The sequence below is a fragment of the Alkalimonas mucilaginosa genome, assembly GCF_036327005.1.
Lineage (GTDB): Bacteria > Pseudomonadota > Gammaproteobacteria > Enterobacterales > Alteromonadaceae > Alkalimonas > Alkalimonas mucilaginosa.
In genome coordinates, this window is record NZ_JAUGZK010000001.1 from 180,603 (window position 1) to 203,575 (window position 22,973).

General features: G+C 52.2%; 16 protein-coding genes. 3 read left to right on the forward strand and 13 right to left on the reverse strand.

Features of this window, described 5'->3' with window-relative positions:
- Positions 1-103: 103 nt before the first annotated feature.
- From nadD to leuS, 4 genes are read right to left on the reverse strand one after another with little or no spacing between them, the layout of a single operon-like run.
- Positions 104-766 (reverse strand): nicotinate-nucleotide adenylyltransferase, encoded by a 663-nt coding sequence (gene nadD, locus QWF21_RS00815; protein ID WP_330086131.1) that lies wholly within the window; start codon positions 764-766, stop codon positions 104-106.
- Positions 753-1,793: a DNA polymerase III subunit delta gene (holA, locus tag QWF21_RS00820; protein WP_330086132.1), complete on the reverse strand. Its 1,041-nt coding sequence runs from the start codon at positions 1,791-1,793 to the stop codon at positions 753-755. Before holA ends, nadD begins: the two co-directional genes overlap by 14 nt.
- Positions 1,790-2,281 carry an LPS-assembly lipoprotein LptE gene (locus QWF21_RS00825; RefSeq protein ID WP_330086133.1) on the reverse strand — a complete coding sequence of 164 codons (492 nt, stop codon included), beginning with the start codon at positions 2,279-2,281 and terminating at the stop codon, positions 1,790-1,792. Before QWF21_RS00825 ends, holA begins: the two co-directional genes overlap by 4 nt.
- Positions 2,282-4,870, reverse strand: coding sequence for a leucine--tRNA ligase (gene leuS, locus QWF21_RS00830; protein ID WP_330086134.1), 2,589 nt, complete (start codon positions 4,868-4,870; stop codon positions 2,282-2,284).
- 163 nt (positions 4,871-5,033) lie between these two features.
- On the opposite strand from leuS, the gene QWF21_RS00835 reads away from it, so the two are divergent.
- The 3 genes from QWF21_RS00835 to QWF21_RS00845 all read left to right on the forward strand — a co-directional run bounded on the left by QWF21_RS00835 (position 5,034) and on the right by QWF21_RS00845 (position 9,897).
- Positions 5,034-5,501 carry a zinc ribbon-containing protein gene (locus tag QWF21_RS00835; protein WP_330086135.1) on the forward strand — a complete coding sequence of 156 codons (468 nt, stop codon included), beginning with the start codon at positions 5,034-5,036 and terminating at the stop codon, positions 5,499-5,501.
- A 111-nt stretch (positions 5,502-5,612) separates the two neighbouring features.
- Positions 5,613-8,006, forward strand: a complete 2,394-nt coding sequence (locus tag QWF21_RS00840) for a Lon protease family protein (protein WP_330086136.1) — start codon at positions 5,613-5,615, stop codon at positions 8,004-8,006.
- Entirely contained in the window at positions 7,996-9,897 is a 1,902-nt protein-coding gene (locus tag QWF21_RS00845) for a TIGR00341 family protein (protein ID WP_330086137.1), read from the forward strand. The genes QWF21_RS00840 and QWF21_RS00845 overlap by 11 nt, the downstream gene beginning before the upstream one ends.
- On the opposite strand, the gene lnt is transcribed toward QWF21_RS00845, so the two are convergent.
- From lnt to QWF21_RS00890, 9 genes are all read right to left on the reverse strand, one after another.
- Positions 9,894-11,378, reverse strand: a complete 1,485-nt coding sequence (gene lnt / locus QWF21_RS00850; RefSeq protein WP_407935249.1) for an apolipoprotein N-acyltransferase — start codon at positions 11,376-11,378, stop codon at positions 9,894-9,896. The two genes, QWF21_RS00845 and lnt, sit on opposite strands and share 4 nt — an antisense overlap.
- A 61-nt stretch (positions 11,379-11,439) precedes the next feature.
- Positions 11,440-12,312 (reverse strand): HlyC/CorC family transporter, encoded by an 873-nt coding sequence (locus QWF21_RS00855; RefSeq protein ID WP_330086139.1) that lies wholly within the window; start codon positions 12,310-12,312, stop codon positions 11,440-11,442.
- 35 nt (positions 12,313-12,347) lie between these two features.
- Positions 12,348-12,809, reverse strand: coding sequence for an rRNA maturation RNase YbeY (gene ybeY / locus QWF21_RS00860; RefSeq protein ID WP_330086140.1), 462 nt, complete (start codon positions 12,807-12,809; stop codon positions 12,348-12,350).
- A complete protein-coding gene (locus tag QWF21_RS00865) occupies positions 12,806-13,837 on the reverse strand; it encodes a PhoH family protein (RefSeq protein ID WP_330086141.1) in 1,032 nt (343 codons plus the stop codon). The genes ybeY and QWF21_RS00865 overlap by 4 nt, the downstream gene beginning before the upstream one ends.
- Before the next feature lie 57 nt (positions 13,838-13,894).
- Positions 13,895-15,319: a tRNA (N6-isopentenyl adenosine(37)-C2)-methylthiotransferase MiaB gene (gene miaB, locus QWF21_RS00870; RefSeq protein ID WP_330086142.1), complete on the reverse strand. Its 1,425-nt coding sequence runs from the start codon at positions 15,317-15,319 to the stop codon at positions 13,895-13,897.
- A 94-nt stretch (positions 15,320-15,413) separates the two neighbouring features.
- On the reverse strand, positions 15,414-16,262 hold the full coding sequence (locus QWF21_RS00875; protein ID WP_330086143.1) for a DMT family transporter: 849 nt from the start codon (positions 16,260-16,262) through the stop codon (positions 15,414-15,416).
- A gap of 70 nt (positions 16,263-16,332) precedes the next feature.
- Entirely contained in the window at positions 16,333-20,814 is a 4,482-nt protein-coding gene (locus QWF21_RS00880) for an EAL domain-containing protein (protein WP_330086144.1), read from the reverse strand.
- 186 nt (positions 20,815-21,000) lie between these two features.
- Positions 21,001-21,960, reverse strand: a complete 960-nt coding sequence (locus QWF21_RS00885) for a cobalamin biosynthesis protein (RefSeq protein WP_330086145.1) — start codon at positions 21,958-21,960, stop codon at positions 21,001-21,003.
- A gap of 5 nt (positions 21,961-21,965) precedes the next feature.
- Complete coding sequence (locus QWF21_RS00890; RefSeq protein WP_330086146.1) at positions 21,966-22,667, reverse strand: 5'-methylthioadenosine/adenosylhomocysteine nucleosidase; 702 nt, start codon at positions 22,665-22,667, stop codon at positions 21,966-21,968.
- Between the last annotated feature and the right edge of the window lie 306 nt (positions 22,668-22,973).

Consider the following 22,973-nt stretch of genomic DNA (forward strand, 5'->3'; position numbering starts at 1 on the left):
AAAAACTAAATTTTATCACTTTTTAACGCGACTTGTACTCTCTTTAGCCGACTCTTTCTTCCAGGCTCTGTAACTATAGCCAAATAGCCTCAAGCTGTGAGCTTTATGGCTGTGAGGTTACCCTGCTAGTATAGAGTTCATGCTGGCGGATATAGTTCCATACAGCTGATGGTAACCACTCCGGGCAGCTTGCCAGCTTGGGCAGCTCTGCACGCAACTGACTGGCCGAAACAGCCAGCAATGGATTTTCCAGTACCAAAATCCTTCCCTGACCGCGTTGTTGCAGATCCTGGGGCTGCTGCAGTTGCCGTTTTACCAGCAAGGCCTGACTTTCAGCAGAAAGTTGTTCATAGTCGGGGCGTTGGCAGACAATCAAATCGGCCAGTTGCAAGATCTGTTGCCAGCGATGCCAGCGGGTAAACTGATTAAAGGCATCCATTCCCAGTATAAATGCCAGTTGATGCTTTGGGTATTGTTGCTTCAGCTGTGCCAGGCTGATAGCACTGTAGGAGGGACGGTGTTGCCTGAGCTCCAGTGGCTCCAATGCCAGTTGAGGGTAGGGTGCAATGGCTAATTGAACCATCTCTGCGCGTTGCACAGCACTCACACCCGGGCTAGCGCGGTGTGCTGGCAGATGGCACGGCATCAGTCGCACCTGCTCCAATTGGCAGGTTTGCTGTACATGCAGTGCTGTGCGCAGATGGCCGTAATGAATGGGATCGAAGGTGCCACCAAAGATGCCAAGCAGGGGATTAGTAGTGTTCATGGCGCTGCAACGAAAAAGTTTTGGGGACGGGTGCTAAAAACAGACTACACAAGTGGGTTAAGGCCAGTGGCAATTGAGTTAATTGACCACCTTTGTATTGACGATCAAAGCTGGCCAGCTCTTGCAACAGGTAGTGCAACCAGTTCAATGGCAAGCGTTGCATGGCTTGCTGGTACAGTGGTTGACGTTTCGGCCAAATACCCAATTGTTTGAATAGCCCAGTCCGCTCTGTAGATGAGGCTTGTTGCAGCTGCACTAAGTGCTGTACTTCACGATGCAATTGCCAGCACAGCAACGTTGGTTCTTCATCTTGGCCAAGCAGTCGCTCTAGCCGGTGAAATGCCTGCTGCCTCTGACCTGCCAGCAAGGCATCGCACAGTTGAAACACCGAGAAGCTGGATTGGTCCGATAAAAACTCGGCCAGTGCATGTTCATCCAGGCTGCCGCGGCCAAAGGTCAACAGCAGCTTGTCCAGGTTTTGTTTTGCTGCCAGCAGGTTACCGCTGCAATGGTGCAAAAACAGCTGACAGGCATCTGGGGTAAGTTGCAGTCCGTTTTGGCGCAATTGCTGTTGCAACCACTTCTGAAACTGCTGGTCATCCAGTGGATAAATACTGACAAATACACTGTCTTTGGGCAAGGCTTTAACCCAGCTTAATTTGTTGATTTCTGCCGGGCTGCGTTCACCGTGCAGCAGCAACAGGACGTCTGGGTGCAGTAGGCCCAGCAGCTGTTTCAACTCTTTGCCAATGGCTGCGGTTAATTTCTGGTTCTGAAAATCCAGCTCTATGATCTTCCGTTGGCTAAATAACGACAAGCTCTGGATGGCGCTGTACAACGGCTCCCAGTCAAACTGAGCTTCCAGACGAAATTGCTGACGTTCATCAAAGCCTTGCTGGCGTGCTTTGGCCCGAATTAGATCCAGGCCCTCTTGTTTTTGCAGCGGTTCTTCACCAAACAACAGATAACAGCCAGCCAGTTGCTGTTGCAGATACTGCGACAGCTGGTTGGCATACAGCTTATTCATGTACCAATACGCCCTAACTGACGTAGGATGCGCTGCGCGGCCTGCTCACGCAGCTCGGCCAGCATCAGTTCCAGCTCCCGTGCTTTGGCCAGCGCCCGGTTTGGATCGTCCTGGTAATCACGGAACAATTCAAACTCAAATACCTGAGCTTCTGCGCCCGGTGTCTGAATGCTGTAGCGCACCTGATAAATCAGCTCGTACTCCGCCACTTGTCCATTGGGGAAAAGCGACAGGGTGCGGCGCTCCAGCGAGTCGTGCAGCAAGTAGACACTGGGGCTGTCTTGCTCGGGTTGGTTCAGCAACACAATCTGATGGCTTTGCAGGCGCTGGCGCAAAATGGTCGCCAGCTCTGAGTGGCGCTCTGCCTGCAAATAGACGCCATCAAACAATTGCAATGGCAACTGGCCACGCAGCTGAAAGCCGCAGCCGGTCAGTTGCCAGGCCAGTACTACGAACAACAGTAGTCGTAGCGCTTTGGTAGTGTTCACTTAACCCACCACCAGGTTCAGCAGTTTGCCCGGCACATAAATAGCCTTGCGAATGCTGACACCTTCCAGGTAGCGCTGCACATTGTCATCGGCTTTGGCTTGCTCCAGCACCTGCTCCTGGTTGGCATCGGCGGCGACGGTCAGTTTGGCACGCACTTTGCCGTTGACCTGCACTACAATCAGCTTTTCGTCTTCCACCAGAGCGCTGTTGTCAACTTGTGGCCAGTTGCCATCTTCCAAAGCGGTTTGCTGACCCAGCTCACGCCACAGGAATTGACAAAGGTGCGGTGTAATCGGATTCAGCATTTGCAGCAAGGCCAGCACGGCCTCCTGCATTACGGCTTTATCCTGTTCAGTCTCCAACGGCGCTTTTTGCAGTTTGTTGCTTAGCTCCATAATGGCGGCAATGGCGGTATTGAAGGTATAACGCCGTGCCAGGTCATCAGTTACTTTGGCAATGGTTTTGTGCAGTTCACGCCGTAGCACTTTTTGTTCATTGGTAAGTGCAGCCAGATCCAAAGCTGTGGTTGCCTGATACTGGCTGTAGTTATGTACCAGCGCATAAATCCGTTTCAGGAAGCGGTGAGCGCCCTCTACAGCTGAGTCCGACCACTCCAGTGTTTGCTCTGGTGGCGCGGTAAACATCATAAAGAGCCGCACGGTATCCGCGCCAAACTGCTCGATGACTTGCTGCGGATCGATGCCATTATTTTTTGATTTTGACATCTTGCTCATGCCCGCCGACAACACCGGCTGACCATCGCTATTTAAGGTGGCACTTAGGATGCGGCCTTTGTCATCACGTTCGACGCTGACATCCTGCGGTGAGAACCAGCTCTTGCTGCCATTGTCGTGTTCACGGTAGAAAGTTTCGGCCAGCACCATGCCCTGGCACAGCAAGCGTTTAAAGGGTTCATCCGATTGCACCAGACCAACGTCACGCAACAGCTTATGGAAGAAGCGGGAATACAGCAAATGCAAAATGGCGTGTTCAATGCCCCCTATGTACTGATCGACCGGCAGCCAGTAATTGGCCTTGGCCGGATCCAGCATGCTGCTGTCGTTGTTCGGGCAGGTGTAGCGGGCATAGTACCAGGACGACTCCATAAAGGTATCGAAGGTATCGGTTTCATGAAAAGCAGGCTGGCCCTGATAGCTGGTTTTGGCCCATTCAGGATCCGCTTTGATTGGCGATTGTACGCCGTCCATCACTACATCTTCCGGCAGTCGTACCGGCAATTGCTCAGCCGGCACCGGCACCTGAGAGCCATCTTCCAGGGTGAGCATTGGAATAGGGGTACCCCAGTAACGCTGACGGGACACACCCCAGTCGCGCAGCCGGTAGTTGACCCGCACTTGACCGCGGCCAAGTGCTGCTAGTTTTTCGGCAATGGCGTTAAAGGCAGCCGTAAAATCCAGACCGTTGAACTCGGCCGAGTTCACCAGTTTGCCTTTGTCAGTAAAAGCGGCTTTGGTTAAATCCAGTGTTGTGCTGTCATCGAGCGGGGCTATCACCTGCTGAATAGGCAACTGGTACTTGCCGGCAAATTCGTAGTCGCGCTGGTCATGGGCTGGTACCGACATCACGGCACCAGAGCCATAATCCATCAATACAAAGTTAGCGACCCAAATAGGCAGTTTAGCTCCGGTCAGCGGATGCACCGCGTAGATGCCGGTTGCCATGCCTTTTTTCTCCATAGTGGCAAGCTCGGCTTCGGCTACCTTGCCGCCTTTGCATTCTTCGATAAAGGCAGCCAGCGCCGGATTGTTTGCCGCGGCTTGCAGCGCCAGCGGGTGCTGGGCAGCCACTGCCATATAGGTGACACCATACAGCGTATCTGGCCGGGTAGTGAACACCGAGACCTGCTGATCAGAGTCAGCCACATCAAAGGTGATTTCCACCCCTTCCGAGCGGCCAATCCAGTTTTTCTGCATGGTGCGAACCTGCTCTGGCCATTCGTCCAGTTGATCCAGGTCGGCCAGCAACTCTTCAGCGTAATCGGTGATTTTAATGAACCACTGCGCCAGCTCGCGTTGTTCGACCAGGGCACCAGAGCGCCAGCCGCGGCCATCAATCACTTGTTCGTTGGCCAGAACGCACTGATCGATCGGATCCCAGTTCACCGTCGACATTTTTTTGTACACCAGGCCTTTTTCGTACAGCTTGGTAAAGAACCACTGCTCCCAGCGGTAATACTCGGGCTTGCAGGTGGCCAGTTCGCGCGACCAATCGTAACCAAAGCCAAGGCGCTTTAACTGGGTGCGCATGTAGTCGATGTTTTCGTAGGTCCATTTGGCAGGAGCCGTTTTGTGGTTAATGGCGGCATTTTCTGCCGGCAAACCAAAGGCATCCCAGCCCATCGGCTGCATCACATTTTTGCCCTGCATACGCTGAAAGCGGCTGATCACATCGCCAATGGTGTAGTTGCGGACATGGCCCATATGCAGACGTCCGCTTGGATAAGGAAACATGGAGAGACAGTAGAATTTTTCTTTACTGTCATCTTCAACCACTTTAAAAACCTGGTCGTTGTCCCACTGCTGCTGCAAGGCAGTTTCTATCTGGTGCGGATTGTACTGTTCGTGCATTAAGGTCTTCCAAACTAAGCATCAACGAAGGGCTCTCTGCTGCAAAAAGTGCAGCTTTTCGAGGGCGCGAAAAATTCGCTATAGGATACCGCAGCCACTGACTTACAACAACTTGAAAACAGCTTTGCTATACTGAAGTCAAATGCAGCCAGCAGGAGTATCGATGGAACTAAAAAAGAAATACCAGGCTTGGTTAACGCAGTTGGCGGATATGGTCAGCAATGCTGAGAAAGACTCGGTCGACCAGTTGATGGCGTTGAATAAGCAAGTCCGCGCTTATTTTCAGGCGGGTAAAGACTTAACCGCCCATGAAACCCGGCTTTTTGTCGAAACCTTAAAACGCCAGTGGCAGGATACCGAGACAGATGCTGAAGAGCAGCCATCCTTGTGGCCAGAGGCCTTGTGGTATGAGCTGGCACAAATCACCGATCGCAGCCAGGTGGAGTGGCAGGAAATTCTGGAAGACTTCCGGCACAAAGGCGTTTATTTTCAGGGCGAGCGAGTTGGTATGGGTTGCTATCGCTGTGAACACTGTGGCGAGCGGGCCAATTATTACCATCCGGCGGAATTACTGGCCTGCACCAACTGTGGTGGGGTGAGTTTTAACCGGGAAGGGGTACCACTCGATTAAAGTTGAAATAACCAAGGCTCGAAGCGGCCAGTAATTCACTGGTCGCTGCATTCTGTCTGTGCGTATAATACCCTTCATTCAACATGAGCCCCATGGATTGCAAGGAACTTCATGACCCAAACTCTCGAGACTCTGGCGCTTGCCCCTCACCAACTGGCGCCGCAACTGCGCAATGACTGGCTGAAACACAGCATCTCACAAACCGAGTTAACCCCAGCTTTTATTGGTCAGGAGCGTGCGAAAGCGGCCCTGCAGTTTGCTATTGGTATGGACATGCCGGGTTACAACCTCTATGTGATGGGGGAGCCTGCGCTGGGGCGCTTTACCTTGGTGCAGGACATTCTGCAGCATGCAGCGGCCGAAAAAGCGACCCCAGACGAGTGGTGTTACCTGAGAAACTTTGATGATGAGCGCCTGCCAACCACCTTGCGGCTTTTGCCTGGTGAGGGCAGAGCGCTGGCGAAACGTATCGAAGATTTGGTGGACGAAGTGCTGGATACCTTTCCGGCTGCGTTTGATAACCCTGGTTACCAGCGGCAGAAAAAAGCCATTCAGCGTACCTTTGATACCCGCTACGAAGCAGCATTAGAGGCGGTTGAACAAAAGGCGCTGGAGAAAAAAGTGGTGCTGTACGAAGAAAACGGCACCGTTACCTTCGCCCCACTGATCGATGGCAAACCACTGGATGACAGCGAGTTTAACAAGCTGAGTGACGAAGAGCGGCAGTATTTCTACGATCTGGTCGGCGAGCTGGAAACCATTTTAAACGAGCAGTTGATTGAATTGCCACAGTGGAAGCGTGAGGTGTCTGAGCAACTACGTGAGCTAAGAAAAGCCACCATCGAGCAGGTGTTTAAGCCGCTGTTTAAAGCGCTGGAGCATCATTATGTGGCTGAGCTGGGTGTGCTGCGTTATCTGCGTGATATGCGGCCGCATCTGGTAAAACTGGTATTGGAACTGCTGCCGGAAGAAACTGAACCGGAAAAAGCCGAAGAGCTGGATATCCGGACTTTATTTATTGAAGAGTTTGTGCCCAATGTGCTGGTGCATCATGCCGCTATGGATGGAGCACCCGTAGTGTTTGAACCGCTACCTACTTACGGGAACTTATTTGGCCGGGTCGAGTACGCTACCAGCGGCGGATCCTTGTACACCAATCATCGCATGATCCGTCCGGGTGCTTTGCATCGTGCCAATGGTGGCTACTTGATTCTGGATGCGGACAAACTGCTGCCGCAGGCGCAGGTTTGGGAAGCGTTGAAGCAGGCGCTTAAAAGCAACGAGCTGGTGATAGATACTCTCAGTGACCATGCCGTTACCAACTCCACCATCATTACGCCCAAAGCCGTGCCATTGCAGGTCAAAGTGATCCTGATGGGCTCACGCGATCTGTATTATCTGATCCAGGAAGTGGATGAAGAGTTTAATGAGCTGTTTCGGGTATTGGCGGATTTTGAACACTACCTGCCGTATCAGCAACAAACCATGAATTACATGGTGCGGCAAATTCGTCTGCAAATGCGCGAGCTGGGGCTGGAGCAGCTATCCGAGTGCGGTTTTGAACGGCTGTTGCAGTTTAGTTTTCGTCAGGCCGAGCACCAACACAAATTGTCGGCTCGTTTTGCCGATGTGCTGGAGCTGGTGCGTGAAGCGTGTTATTACGCCACTCAGGCTGGCAGCGATAGCCTGACTGCTGAGCATGTCCGTCAGGCATTGGCTGGCAAGCAGTACCGAACCGGTCGCATTAGTGAAAGCTTTTTGGAGGACATCCAGCAAGGGCAGATTCTGATCGACAGCGATGGGCTGGCGGTCGGTAAGGTCAATGGCCTGACGGTGCTGGAAATTGGCGATACCACCTTCGGTACCCCGGCCCGCATCAGTGCGACGGTGTTTGCCGGTGCTTCCGGTGTGGTGGATATTGAGCGGGAAGTCGAGCTTGGTAAAGCCATTCACTCAAAGGGCGTATTGATTTTAAACGGCTTTTTAGGAGCACGTTATGCGCTGGACTTCCCTCTGACCTTATCGGCCAATATTGCCATGGAGCAATCCTATGGTCATATTGATGGTGACAGTGCCTCGCTGGCAGAGATTTGTGCGCTGATTTCAGCCATCACCCAGGTACCGATTAAGCAAAGTCTGGCAGTGACGGGTTCCATCAACCAGCATGGTGAAGTGCAGGCCATCGGTGGTGTGAATGAAAAAATTGAGGGTTTTTTCCGGCTTTGTCAGCTGCGAGGTTTGACTGGTAGTCAGGGCGTAGTGATCCCGGCAAGCAATCAGTTGAACCTGGTGTTGAATGAGGAAGTGCGGCAGGCGGTAAGCCGCGGTGAATTTCATATTTATGTAGTAAAAAATGTCGATGAAGCCTTGTATTTACTGACCGGCATTGAAGCTGGTGAGCCCTCAAAACGAGGGGCTTACCCGAAGAAAACGCTGAATGCGATGGTATTGAAACGCCTGGCGGAGATTGCCGAAATTGTCAATGGTTGCAGCGATGATGACTAATCAGCCGGTAAGTATGCAACTGGTCCTCTTGTGCCAGCCGATGGATGAGCAGTTTGTGCGTCAGCACATTCTGCCTCTTATTGATGAACATGGCCAGCAAGCTGAGCTGTTGCTCTGGACTGGCAAGCTCAGCCATTTGTTTAGTGCAGAGCAACGCTTGCTCTGCTATTTACCCGATGAGGCCTTGCGTGAACTGGTGCAGCAGGCACGGCAAAACCACTGGCAGCTTGCCTTGTTGCCGCACCCGGAGATGCGCCATGCTCGCTATGGCTTTGGTATCAGTGGTGATTTGGCCTCGGCGCTGGAAGATGCTATCTATCGCGAGGCTGAGCAGCTGGATCTGATGTTGTGCAACGAAACACCGGTATTTAACTCGGTAGTAGTGGGCGATACCTTTTCACTGATCCCGGGCGAAGCACTGGCCGAGCGTTTTGCATTGCGATTAAAGCGCTTTTTCCGTTTGCTGAGTAAAGTGGGCCAGGTCACCTTCAGTGCCTTTAAACTGACTACCCAGAAAGGCAAAGAGCTGGATACCGCAGCCCTTGGCATTGTTGCGGTAGAGCATGGCCGCAGCTCGGTGCTATCGCGTCGGCTGGTAGCCGACTCCAGCGCTAATGATGGTATGCTGCATGCGCTGGTGCTGGTACCACGCAGTGTGTTTGAGATGTTGCGCTTTTTATTTGCCGCCTTGTTTTTACGGGATTACTGGAACAAAGGGACCCCATCGTTTGTCGGGCACTTAAAAACCAGCAGTTTACGCATCCAAAGCCCGAAAACCATCAGCTACACCCACGATGGCTTGATTGAAAAAAGCAAAGAACTGGTGCTCAGGGTCGAGCCGCGTTGTCTGACGATGGTGCCGGGCCGTTACCTGGCGGTTGAGGAGAAACTGCCCGAGCAAAAAGAAGTCTTTAAAACCCAGCCTTTGCCGGCCGGTAAAGCAAAAACCGAGTTGGTGACCTATCCACTGCCCTGGATCCATCACGCTGCGACCGAAGAGTTTAAGGATTTATTTTTGGCGCTTCGGGAAAGTGCCAAAGCTACGCCGTCGTATTTGATGCTGATGCTGTTGGCGACTTTGCTGGCAACTTTTGGCCTGTTTGCCAACTCCACCCCGGTGATTATTGGCGCCATGATCCTGGCTCCATTGATGGGGCCAATTATTTCGATGGCGCTTGGCACCCTGCGACAGGATGAAGGCCTGATGCTAACCAGTGCCCGCAGTATCGGCGTAGGCACAGCGTTAGCCATCAGTTGCGCGGTGATCGCCACCTGGCTTATTCCGCTCAATACCATCAACAGTGAGATTGCTGCCCGTATCAGCCCCACCTTACTGGATTTAGGCGTAGCGGTGGTTTCTGGTATTGCCGGTGCCTATGCCCATGCCAGGGCGGAAGTGGCCAAAAGCTTAGCTGGGGTGGCTATCGCCGTGGCATTGGTGCCGCCGCTGGCAGTGGCAGGCATTGGCCTGGGCTGGGCCGATTTCACCGTGTTTTGGGGCGCGTTTTTGCTTTATCTGACCAACCTGGTGGGTATTATCTTAGCCGCTGTGCTGACCTTTTTGTTCCTCGGCTACAGCCCGTTTCACCGTGCCCGTCGTGGCCTGGCCCTGACCTTTGGGCTGGTGGTGTTGCTGAGTATTCCACTGGCGCTTAGTTTCTCCCATATGGTGCAGGAAGGGCGCATTAAACAGCAATTGGAAGGCATTGTGCTGGAGGATATTCAGCTGCGTCAGGTGCAGGTTAGGCCAGGCAACCCAATCCGCATCTCGCTGACGCTGGTATCACGCTCTACCATTAATGAAACCCAGATGGATGACATCAAAAGCCTGATTGAGCAAAAGCTGGCTCAGCCGGTGGAGCTGGAAGTCGGTACCCGGGTGATCCGTTAAGCTGGTTTGCGCCGGCTTTGCCAGCCTGCCAGCAGTAACAATAATAAAGAGCAATACCACAGCGGCCAATCCCGGTAACGGCTGTAGGGCGTTTGGCCAGTGGTAAGTTGCATCTGGTCGGTCAAAACACCCGCTTCAAACTGCGGTAATTGCTGTTGAATGCGGCCATTGGCCGCAATGGTAGCGGTAATGCCATTGTTGGTGGCGCGCAGCAAGGGCCGGCCAAACTCCAGTGCCCGCATCCGGGCGATTTGCAGGTGCTGGTGCGGCCCTATGCTGTCACCAAACCAGGCATCGTTGCTAACGGTAAGCAGTAGGCCGGTATCCTGCTGGAAATTCGCTGCCAGCTGCCGTGGAAAAGCAATTTCAAAACAAATGGCCGGCAGTAACTTGTGATCATTGGCCAGCAGATTGTGCTGCGCAAAGCTGCCCCGGCTAAAAGAGCTCATCGGCAAATCAAAAATCGGTGCCAAGGGGCGCAGCAGGTCTTCAAAAGGGACAAATTCACCAATGGGCAGTAAGTGATGCTTTTCAAAGCGGTTGCTGTGTCTGGGTTGATAATGGCCACCAGCATCGCTTTGCCGGCGCTTCCCCAGGGTGATCAGGCTGTTCCAGGCCTCTTCCGTGTAAAAGTTGTACTCGATGATACCGGTGACCAGGCTGCTGCCATGCTCTGCCAGAATGGCATCGAGCTCAAATAAGTAAGGTTCTGCCAGAATTTCTACCCTGGGGATAGCCGCTTCCGGCCAGATGATCAGGGGAGTGCCCAGGTGCGGCTGAGTTAATTCCAGGTAAAGGCGCATGGTGCTGACTTCAAGGGCCGGATCCCAGCGTAGCTCTTGTTTGATATTGCCCTGAACCAGCGCAACATCCAGCGTTTCACCGGTAGTTTGCCACCCATGCCAGTGACTTACCAATGGGGCGCTTAGCCAGAGCAGTACTGCCAGTGCAGTGGGCCAAAACTGGCGCTTAGCAAGCAGTTGCATCAGCGCAGCAGCACTCAGCACCAAAACAAAGGTCAGGCCGGTTTCACCAATCAGCGGGGCCCAGTGCCTGAGAATGCTGTCCGTTTGGCTGTAGCCCGGCGAGAGCCAGGGAAAGCCGGTCAGAAACCAGGAGCGCAGGGCCTCCAGCAGCATCCAGGCTGCGGCCAGATAAAGCGGTAACATCGAATGTGCTTTCAGCCGAAAAGCCAGCAGGGCAAACAGCAAGGGATAGAGTGCCAGATAGGCACTTAACAGCAGCAGCAGCGCCAGGCTAAGCAGCAAGGGCAAACCACCGAATTGCTCAATCGGAATATGCACCCAGTTCAGGCCTGCCGCAAAGTAACCCAGCCCCCAGCTAAAACCCAGCCAGGCGGCTTGCTGCCAGCGGCTGCTGCAACAGGCGGCATAACACAGTATGGCGATGGTGAGCACAGGGAGTAAGGTGAAGCTATAGGGCGCAAAGGCAAAGGTGCTAATGGCACCGGTCAGTGCCATCAAGCAGGCACTAAGCCAGCGTGAGTCAAACACCCTTGTCAGCTGTGGCGGATTGAACACCTCAATCGGACTCGCTACTAACCGGTGCTTTGCCATTAATCACTTGCAGTTGCAATAACCGCCGGCTGTTGGCTTTACTGACTTTAAACAACAGCCCATCCAGCTCAATGGTTTCACCACGCTCCGGCATATGACCAAAAGCATGCAACACAATGCCACCGATGGTATCGGCTTCTTCTTCGTTGAAGTGGCTGCCAAAGTGGTTGTTGAATTCATCCAGCGGCGTCAGCGCACTGACCTGAAACACATTGCTGGCCATTTTTTTGATATCGGCATCTTCGGCATCATCGTGTTCATCTTCAATTTCACCGACGATTTGCTCCAGAATATCTTCTATGGTGACTAAGCCTGAAACACCGCCATACTCATCGACCACCATCGCCATATGATAGCGTTTTTGGCGAAACTCCTTCAGCAGCGCGTCCACCCGTTTGCTTTCGGGAATAATCACCGCTGGTCGCATGATATCACGCAGATGACATGGAGGTGCATCGGGCTGAAAAGCGAATTTAAGCAGATCTTTTACCAGCAGAATGCCTTCGATGTGGTCTTTGTCTTCATTGACCACCGGATATCGGCTGTGGTTGTTTTCCAATAAAATGGGCAGAATGTCGGCAATGGATTGTTCGACATCCAGCGTCGCCATTTGTGAACGTGGGATCATAATATCCCTGGCGCGCATCTTGGATACATCCAGCACACCATGCAGCATGCCTTTGGTATCTTCGTCGATCAGCAGGTTATTGGCAGCCTCGCTGATCACGTTTTCAAGTTCCGAGACATCTTGGGGCTCTGCGTTAAATATTCCGGCAATGCGATCCAGCCAGGATTTCGGCGCAGAGCCGCGGCTAGAGTGGGGGTTATCGTCACTCATTAATGAACTGTATGCTCCAGCTAATCATCGGTATCTTACTCTGCATCCGTCAGGTAAGGGTTGGTAAAACCCAGCTCTGCCAGCAGCGCTATTTCCAGCTGCTCCATCTGCTCGGCTTCGTCTTCCTTTATATGGTCAAATCCCACTAAATGCAAGCATCCATGGATCACCATATGGGCCCAGTGAGCCTGTAGTGTTTTTCCTTGCAGGCTGGCTTCTTCAGCAACCACCTGGCTGCAAATCACCAGGTCGCCGAGTAAAGGCAGGCTCAGGCCGGGTGGGCACTGAAAGGGAAAACTCAGCACATTGGTTGGCTTATCTTTGCCGCGGTACTGCAAATTCAATTGCTGGCTTTCATGGCTATCGACCAGGCGAATGGTGAGTTCCGCTTCACTGCGATAAGCCGCCAATGCCAGTTCTGCCCACTGAGCAAACTGCGTTTCAGTCGGTAAGTCGGAAGCCGTGCTGGCTTGCTGCAGATCCAGTTCCAGCTTCATGCGTTGGGCCTGCGCGGGCGTTTTTCTGCCGGTGTTGCGTCGGCTTCGGCAGCCAGTTTTTCGGCTTCGTGTGCTTCGTAAGCCAGGACAATTTTTTGCACGATGGGGTGACGCACCACATCTTTGGCATCAAAAAAGTTCATGCTGATGGCATCGACATTGGACAGCACATCGATGGCATGCTTGAGGCCAGAATACTGGCCGCGTGGCAGGTCGACCTGGGTGACATCACCGGTGATCACCGCTTTGGAGTTAAAGCCGATGCGGGTCAGGAACATTTTCATCTGTTCGACGGTGGTGTTCTGGCCTTCATCCAGAATAATAAAGGCATCATTTAAAGTGCGGCCACGCATGTAAGCCAGCGGGGCAATTTCAATAATGCCGCGTTCCAGGTACTTTTCTACTTTGTCGTAGCCAAGCATCTCAAACAGGGCGTCGTACAAAGGGCGCAGGTAAGGGTCGACTTTTTGCGACAAATCGCCTGGTAAAAAGCCCAGCTTTTCACCGGCTTCCACTGCCGGGCGGGTCAGCACGATACGCCGTACCAGGTTTTTTTCCAGCGCATCGACGGCGCACGCGACGGCTAAGTAGGTTTTACCGGTACCGGCCGGGCCTATGCCAAAGATCACATCGTGCTTCAGCACATGTTTGACGTAGGCCTTTTGATGCGGGTTGCGCGGGGTCAGCAAGCCTTTTTTGGTTTTCAGGCTAAAGTCCGCTGCGGTCTCTTGGTCGGTACTGGCATTTTGCGCCTGTTGGATCATTAAATGCACCTGCTCAATGCTAAGTTCTATCACTTTACCTTGTTGTGACGTCTCACGGTAGAGTTGATCCAGCACAAAATGACCCGCTTGCACCGCACTGGCAGAGCCACTGAGTTTAAAGACTTCATCGCGATGCGCTATGTTCAGCTGCAGACGTTGCTCAAGCAGACGCAGGTGCTCATCAAAAGGGCCGCACAAAGACAGCAGACGTTGCTGCTCGGCCGGGACTGCGGTAAAGGTTTTCTGGCTGGTTGCAGTGCTCAATGGCAAATTCTCAATGGCTCAGGCTGGCAGCGCCAGCCTGTTGGCAAGAAGGGGAGCTTAGGGGGCAAACTGAGCCACTCCCAGCTCATCGGCTTTGGGTTGGCGCGCCAGAATTTGCTGCGGCGATACCGCCCGGCGCAATCCCATATCCTGTTCGGTCCGGATTAAGGTGCCTTTTAAGGAGTTGGCATAGACATCGGTGATCAGCACATCGACAAACTGACCAATCAGTTTTGGATCGCCCTCAAAATTGACCACCCGGTTGTTTTCCGTGCGGCCGCACAGCTCCATCAGGTTCTTTTTCGATGGGCCTTCCACCAGAATGCGTTGCTCCGTATTCAGCATACCGCGGGCAATCCGCAGTGCTTGCTGGTTGATACGATCCTGCAGAATATAGAGTCGTTGTTTCTTTTCATCTTCGCTGACATCATCCGGCAAGTCGGCAGCTGGGGTGCCTGGCCGGGCACTGTAGATAAAGCTAAAGCTCATATCAAAGTCAATGGCCTGGATTAAGGTCATGGTGGCAGCAAAGTCCTCGGCTGTCTCGCCTGGAAAGCCGATGATAAAATCGGATGACATGCTTAAATTGGGCCGGATTTTTTTCAGCTTACGGATTTGCGATTTAAACTCGAGTGCTGTATGGCCACGCTTCATCAGGGTTAAAATGCGATCCGAGCCGGATTGCACCGGCAGGTGCAGGTGATCAACCAGCTCCGGAATATCGCGATAGGCTTCAATGATGTCGTCGGTAAACTCAACCGGATGCGAGGTGGTGTAGCGTATGCGATCGATGCCATCAATAGCGGCCACCAGCCGCAGCAATTCAGCAAAGCTGCAAATACTGCCGTCGTGCATGCTGCCACGGTAAGCATTGACATTCTGGCCCAGCAAATTGACTTCCCGTACGCCTTGCTCCGCCAGTTGGGCGATTTCAAACAATACATCATCCAGCGGCCGGCTGACTTCTTCGCCGCGGGTATAAGGTACCACACAAAAGCTGCAGTATTTGGAGCAGCCTTCCATAATGGAAACAAAAGCCGTTGGGCCATCGGCTTTGGGCTCTGGCAAACGGTCGAATTTTTCGATTTCCGGGAAGGATACATCGACCACAGGCGCCCGATCGCCAGTAACCGCTTTGATCATTTCAGGCAGGCGGTGCAGGGTTTGTGGACCAAAGACAATATCGACATAGGGCGCACGCTCACGGATAGCAGCACCTTCCTGCGAGGCGACACAGCCACCCACGCCAATCACCAGATTGGGGTTTTTGGCTTTCAGTGGCCGCCAACGACCTAACTGATGGAAGACTTTTTCCTGCGCTTTTTCACGAATTGAGCAGGTGTTCAGCAGGATCACATCGGCTTCCTCAGCGTGTTCGGTGAGGCTGTAGCCATGGGTGGCATCCAGCAGGTCTGCCATTTTCGACGAATCGTACTCATTCATCTGACAGCCCCAGGTTTTGATGTGTAGCTTTTTGCTCATGCTTTGATGGACCCTGTGTCGTTACTGCGCATAAAGGGCGCATATTTTAGCCCAGCCAGACCGGAAGTGCCAGCCCTGTCGGCTGGGTGTTTGCTTAAAGCAAACGTTGCCGGGTAGTGACGTAGCCGGCATAAAAAATCACCAGCACGCCGGCCAGCCAGCTCATGGTGACCGGTTCCTGCCAGAACAGGTAGCCAAAGAGGCCGGCGAAGATAACGCTACTGTAAGTCCAGATACCAATGGCGCTGGCAGGTGCCAGTGCATAGGCCCGGGTCATTGCCAACTGGCCGATGGCTGCCAGGATGCCCATGCCGATAAAAGCCAACCAGGCTTCGTGTGGCAGTGGTTGCCAGTAAAACGGTAGCGGAATGACCGAAAACACCGCTGTCAGTAAGGAAAAATAAAACACCGTACGAACGGCAGGTTCAGTACTCGACATATAACGGATGGTGGTCTTGGTGATAGCTACCAAGGTGGCTGCAGCCAGTGCCACCAAAAGGACCAGAGTCATGCCTGGTGCCGGTGCTGGCAGAGCTAGCAAGACGCCTACAAAGCCCAGCGCAATCGCAATCAGCGTAAGCTGACTGGGACGCTCTTTTAACCAGATACGAGCAATAACCGGGATGATAAAGGGAGTGAGCAGCAGCACCGCCATTGCTTGTGCCAGTGGCAGCTGGCCCAGCACATAAAAAAAGCAGTACATGGATACCAGGCCAGTTAATGCACGAAAGGCATGCAGGTACCAACGTTCTGTTTTCAGCAGGCTCCAGCCTTTGCTGTACAAAAATGGCAACATCAATACCAACGCAAAGGCATTGCGGAAAAATACCACCTGAGCCTCGGTGGCCATGCCGCTGCTGTATTTCACCAAAGCACCGATGCCAGCAAAACAGGCTTCTGCCAATAACAGTAGTAAAGCACCTTGCAGGAGAGGATTTCGCATGATGGGCCCGGTCTACAAAAGCCGGCATTGTAGCAGATTGTAAGCTTGTGCAGGGGAGCTTGAGGCTGTTTTACAACGATTCCGGTTCAGTGGTACCGCAGGTCGCAAACCGTTTGCTTTCTAACAGTTGCCTGAGCTGATTAGCAGGCATCGGCTGAGCAAAAAAGTAGCCCTGAATCAAAGTGCAGCGCCGCTCGGTAAAGAAGTGCAGTTGTTGTTCTGTCTCAACCCCTTCGGCCACACAGTACATGCTCAGACTGGCTGCCATGCTGAGCATGGTTTCGATGATGGCTTCGTCGTTTTGGTCTATGCCGATGTCTTTGACAAAACTTCGATCGATCTTTATGGCATCAATCGGCAGTTCTTTTAAATATTTCAATGAGGAGTAGCCAGTACCAAAGTCATCCAACGCCAGTTTAATGCCCAGTTTACTCAATGCATGCATGGTAGCAATGGCACTGCTATGATCGCGCATCAGGGCACTTTCTGTCACTTCAAAACGCAGACAGTGTGGTGGCAACTGATACTTTCTTAGCATCTGCTCTACCTGTTCGGCCAGGTTGTCATGTTCCAGGTGACGGGCCGATAAGTTGACGGAAAGATACAGTGGATACCCAGCCTGATGCCAGCCTTGCAGATCTGCCAGGGCCCGCTCTAATAACTGTTGGGTCATTGGAATAATCAGACTGAGATCTTCTGCCAGCGGAATAAACTCTACCGGTGATACCACGCCGTCGCTGCTGTACCAGCGCAGCAATACTTCAGCACCCACCATGCATTTGTGTTCGCTGTCGATAATGGGTTGGTAGTAATTGACAAACTCCTGTTGCTGAAAGGCTTTACGTAGCCGGGTTTCACGCGCCAGCTGCATGTGAGCTTTTTCATTCATCTCCCTGGTGAAAAACTGGAAGTTATTCCGGCCAGCTTCCTTGGCATGGTACATGGCGACATCCGCATGCTTCATCAGCTCAAAGGCTGTATAGGCGTCGCTTGGATAGACCGCAATGCCGATACTGGGGGAGACTCCAACCGTATGAGGCCCAAGTTGCATTGGCTCACCGATAATTTGCAACATTTTCCGAGCCACATGGCTGATATTGTCGCTGCTTTTATAGCCCTCCAGCAGGACGACAAACTCATCACCGCCGAGACGTGCGACGGTATCGCTTTCACGCAAGGCCAGGTTGAGGCGTCTGGCGACTTCTCTTAATAGCAGATCGCCAATATCATGGCCCAGGGAGTCGTTGATCTGTTTAAATTTATCCAAATCTAAAAAACACAAGGCCAGAGAGCGTTTGCTGCGTTTTGCATTTTCAATACCGTGATGAATACGATCCATCAGCAAGGCCCGGTTTGGCAAACCGGTCAGAGCATCGTAATTGGCCAGATAGCGCAGTTCGTCTTCAGCCAGCTTTTGATCTGTAATGTCGGTAAATACCAGCACGAAGAAACCGACTTTATCCTGCTCCCCGACAGCACTGATGTTGATCAGGGTAGGGCGTTCTCGTCCGTCCGGAGTGATAACAAGCTCTTCACCTTGCCAATGTTGGTTGATACGAAATTCGCGCAATAAATTGCTGTAATAACGGCGCCGATCCAAACTGATACCCAGATGATGGGTTTGCGGGTTACTAAGATAGTGCTCGACCGGACCAAAAGCATCGGCAAAGGATTGGTTGGCTGCAATCATACGTTGCTGTTCGTCCAGAATTACCACCCAGTCACGGGTTTTCTGGAAAGCTTCACCAAAGAGCCGTGCTTTTTCCTGGCTGGCGCGGGTTTCGGTGATATTGCTAAAGGTGCCCATCACCCGTATCACTTCTTGCTCATCATCCAGCTCTGCGATCTTGCCAATATCGCGAAACCACAGCCAGTGGCCGTTTTTGTGTTGCAGGCGGTAAGTGTGATCAAAGCTGCCCGTTTTTTGGGCAATAAACTGCTGCCACTTTTGCTCAAATTGTGTTTTATCTTGTGGGTGGATCAACGACAGGTGCTGTTCCAGCGTCAGCGGGTTGAGTGACTCGCGATAGCCCAGCATGCTGTGAATACGTGAGGCAAACAGGCTGTTTTTACTGGCATGCCATTCCCAGGCTCCGCTATCGACCGCGGCCAGAGCTTGCTTCATTCGTTGTTCACTGGCTTTTAATTTGCTATGAGCTTGCGCTAATATCCGCTGATGCTGTCTTCGATTGTTGCGCCAGAGCAGTAACATCAGCAATAGAAACAGCGTGTAACCCAGATAGGCCCAGCCAGAGGCCCACCAGGGGGTTGCGATGCTGATGAAAAGCCTGGCAGGCTCACTTTCTTCCCCTGTTAAGGGCGAGATGGACACCACATTAAAAATGTAATCGCCAGCCGGCAATTTGGGGATAATTAGTTGGTGATCAGACTGTCTGGGAAAGCGAAACGCTTGTTTGCCTTCCAACCAGACCTGAAAGGTCATTTTCTTACTGTCACGAAAATTCATGCTGCTAAAGTTAAGCTTTAAGCCTTCTGCATTGTGCGGCAATTGAATATGTTGGTCATTCAGATGGCTATAGGGAGTGGCAAAGCGGCCATCCAATAAACTGAACTCGGTGATTACGGCTCTGCTCTCTTCGCTGTGGCCCTGCAAGTGTTCAGGTTGAATTAACGTCAGGCCGCGCATGCTGCCATAAGCCAATCTGCCATCGCTTAAGCGGATTCCTGCTCTGCCATTGTACTCGTGGGTCAGCAAACCATCGGCCCGGCTAAAACGCTCCAGGTGAAAGCTTTGTGGATGCATACGGAACAAACCGTGGTGATTAGCAAACCAGATATAACCATAACGATCTTGTTGCAGGCTGAATACCAGATTACTAAGTAAGCCGTTGCGTTGATCAAAATGCTGTAACAGCTGAAAGTTTTGATCAAATACCAGAATGCCAACGCCATTGAAAGCAACCCACAGCCGGCCAAACTGATCTTGTAAAGTATTCTCAGCGATACGTAATAAACCCGGGCTATGGTGTTCGGCATGGAACACCTGCTCCAGCTGCTCTGACGTTTGGTGATAAAGCCAGAGTCGATCAGCTGTCGTTAAAAGCAGCTGCTCGTTCGAGCCTGGCAGATACCCTAAAAAGCCACCAAAACGATCAAGAGCTAACTGATTCAATGCGGTCACAGGCCGGATACTGCCGTTTGCTGGCTGATAATGATAAAAGCTGCGGTTGGTAACAAACCAGAAAGTGCCTTGCTGATCGCGCCAAAAATGCCTGGCACCTCCTTTTAGCAAGCTTGGGTCCGCATCTTCGCTCAATGGCAAGGCTAATAATCGCTCTGTCTGTGGGTCAAATAAGTGCAGTCCGGTGGCGGAGCTAAAAAATATTCCGAACTGTGGATCCGGGAAAATATTCAAAATGGTACTGTCATGCCAAACTGCTTTTGGATCCGGGTTTTGCAGGTAAGCTTGCATACTACCATCTTGCAGGTTTAAACGATTGAGGCCATTGTTGGTGCCTATCCAGAGCGTTTCGGGGTTTTCTTCGGCCACCACCTGAACCCGGATACTGCTTAATTGTTCTGTGGTTCCGGGCTCAGCGCCAAGATGGCGAAATGCCAGAGTACGTGGATGCCAGTAATAAGCGCCATCAAAACGGCTACCAAGCCAGAAACCGCCATGCTGATCGGCGACCATGCTGATGATGTTGTTATCTGTTAGCTGATGCTCGCTGTCACTAAAGCGCCATAGTAATTCCAGCCTGTTTTGCTCGGGCTCAAAATGAAACAAGCCTTGCTCCGTGGCAACCAGGGCATGATCTTGCTGCCACTCAAGGTGCCAGATATTGCGATCCTGAATACGGACAGTGCCAGCTAAAGTGGTCCCTTGCCGGATAAAGGCTTCTATCCCAGCCAGCGGCAGCGAATAAAGGCCTTCTACGGTGCCAACCCAAAGCTGTTGTTGCTGGATGGAGAAAAATTTGACATGGCGTTGGTCCTCATTGGCATTGCCTGGCAAATAGGGTAAAGAGTGCACCTGACTGCTGCTAAGATCCAACAACAGCAATTGCCGGTTGGTTCCAATAAATAACCAGTCCCGATAAGGATGCAGGGTTCGAATGAACTCATTGGCATGTGATGCTGCTGGTAACTGATACAGCAAGGAACTTTGTTTGCTTTCGATATCCAGTATAAAAACACCAAGATTAGTTGATGCCAGCAGTTGTTGCTGTGGCAGCTCAATCAGATCCGTCAGATATTGCAAGGAGGTGACTTCATGTAAGCCAGGCAGTGAAAAGTAGGGTTCCAGCACCCCAGCTGTGGCATCATAACGATAGATGCCGGCTCTTGGTGTTGCCGCCCAAATGGAGCCATCGGTCAGTTGCACGGTTTTGGAGAAGTAGGTATCTTGCAGTGTTTGCTGGGGATCGGTTAACTGGCTGATACGTGCACTGTCAAAACGGTTCAAACCACCGTCGGTGGCCAGCCATAAAAAACCTTTAGCATCCAGCATCATATGTGGCACTGTACCCTGAGACAGGCCATGTTCAGGTGTTAACGGCTGGAGCACTGGCCGGGCCTGTATTGTTTGCATGCCAGCTAGCAGGCATACAACGAAGGCAAGAGCCACGCTAAATAGATTCACCGCCGCCCCTCAGTCCACAGTCTTGTTATTGTTTTATGCTGAACCATCTGCGCGCACTCATTGTTGCTGTAAATCAAGCAGGCATTCACTATACTAAGCTGCAGAAATAAGTCCAGCCTCTAAAGCGAAACAAGTTCAGATGGTGAATAACCACCAGCCAGCGGTAAAGAGCAGCAAAATAGCCAGCATAAAATGCAGCAATTGTTGTTGTGCGCTCAGGGCATGCAGTAAATGTGAGTGATTGGGCTCTGGGTACTCTGGTGCCAGCTTATCCCGGTTGATTTTGTTAGTGGTGCTGTACATAGCCGGGCCTCCCAAGCGACAGCGCAGGCTAGTGCAGGCACTGATTAGGCAAGCACGTTGCGCGATATCAAAGTAGGTAGTTCGGCTGTGACGAAAGTGGCTTAGGGTACTTCGGCAACGCAAACGAATACAAACCAGGGCAAAACACAGCCAGTAGCCAGGCCAGAGCAGGTAGCGAGCTAAGATGGCTGTAGTAGCACCAAAGTGACGATTGTGCTCTAATTTCGGGCTCCACTCTTGCTGCAGGATTAACAGCAGTCGAATGGTGATGGCCAGCCAGATGCCACCTATCAGGTACCAGAACAAGGTCGTTAGCCAGATTTGGGCAAACTGCAACCACAGGCTTTCAATACCAGCCTTGCTCAGGCCTACTGCCGATAATGGCTGGGTTTGGCGCAGCAAAACATGGCTGGCCAGATCTTTGGCGAGACTGAGTTGCCGGCCTTGTAGTGCTTGTTGCAGTCGGCTGATGCGATGCCGCACAGGACCAAAATCAAGACACAGATACAACAGCAGTAATTGATACACTTCCGGCCAGGCCATCAGCCAGGAAAAAGCAGCCAGAATGATAATAAAAGGCACCACAGCCAGTAATAATGCCAGAGTGCCGGATAAGCGGAGCTGTTGCTTGCTGCGATTGGGATCGGGATTGACCTTGTGCGCCAGTTTCTGTGCAAAAAAACGGTAGAAGGTCAGTGGCTGATAACTTTGTGGCAGTGGCAGCAAAGCTGCCATCAGCAGAGTCAGCCAGAACAACACCGGACCAGATAGCAGTAGCTCAAACTCCGGCATAGGTATCAGGCGTTAAGCTGGTGCAGCAAGCCCACCACCATGGCAGAGCTGTTCTTCGATGCTACTGCCAGATAGGCCTCAAACGAGTCCGGCGATTCCTTACCTGCAATGTCACTCAGGCTGCGGATCACCACGCAGGGCACCTGCATTTGGTAACAGACCTGAGCAATGGCTGCGCCTTCCATTTCAACCGCCAACATGGTGGGAAAGGTTTGACGGGTTTGCTCAATCCGGACCGGATCGCACATGAAACTGTCACCAGTGGCAATCAGGCCTTGCTTGGTCTGGCAAAAACCCAATTGGTGGATGCTCTGTTCTGCTGCTTTTACCAGGCGGGTATCGCTGCTAAAGGTCGCTGGCATTTGCGGAACCTGGCCTGGCGCATAACCAAAGGCCGTCACATCAACATCGTGATGGCACAGCTCAGTACCAATCACGATATCGCCAACATGTAATTCAGGATCAAAGCCACCAGCCGAGCCCGTATTGATCACGGCATCGACCTGAAAATGCTGAATCATCAGGCTGGTTGCCAGTGCCGAAGCGACTTTGCCTATACCTGATTGCACCAGCACTACCGCCATGCCAGCCAACTGACCACAATAAAACTGATACGGCCCAAGTTGTTCTGTACTGGCGTCGGTCAGTTGCTGTTTTAACAGCGCCACTTCTGGTTCCATGGCACCAATGATTCCAATCCGCTGCATCGTCATTTGTCTTCTTGAAGGGGAAAGCCGCAGTATATACCTAAGTAACTTCAAGATGCGAGTTTCAGAGTCGCTGGGCGCTTTCAATGCAAGGCACACTGGCGACGCAATGTCGACCACCTTGCTAGCCAGGGTAACACCGCAGTGGAAGTGCCCAGCGGCTCCCGTAGGGCGGGGCTAAAAGCACTTTATGCCGCGTTTGCTGTTCTTGCTTTGGAACCACCAAAGCTTCCAACAGCCGCCTTGCCTAAAGTGCTTTTATCTCCCGCTGAATCCTGCATCTTGAAGTTACTTAGGTATACTGCT